1 protein-coding gene is annotated in these 290 nt (G+C 13.4%); it reads right to left on the bottom strand.

Features of this window, described 5'->3' with window-relative positions; genetic code table 11:
* Window positions 1–290: hypothetical protein (locus tag AB2B41_RS24105; RefSeq protein WP_367880245.1), on the bottom strand; the 290-nt coding region annotated here is incomplete at both ends.

Below are 290 nucleotides of genomic sequence, written 5' to 3' on the forward strand. Positions count from 1 at the left end.
TTTTTTTTATTTGTGGGTGTTTGTTTTTTTTGTTTTTTTTTTTTTGTTTTTTTTTTTTTTTTTTTTTTTTTTTTTGTGTTTTTTTTTTTTTTTTTTGTTTTTTTTTTTTTTTTTTTGTTTTTTTTTGTTTTTTTTTTTTTTTTTTTTGTTTTTTTTTTTTTTTATTTTTTTTTTTTTTTTTTTTTTGTTTTTTTTTTTTTTTTTTTTTTTTGTTTTTTTTTTTTTTTTGGTGTTTTTTTTTTTTTTTTTTTGTTGTTTTGTTGTGTTTGGCGCTTCCTGAAGCCGTGCTC

Origin of the sequence: Sulfitobacter sediminis, assembly GCF_040811725.1 — a bacterium.
GTDB classification, from domain to species: domain Bacteria; phylum Pseudomonadota; class Alphaproteobacteria; order Rhodobacterales; family Rhodobacteraceae; genus Sulfitobacter; species Sulfitobacter sediminis.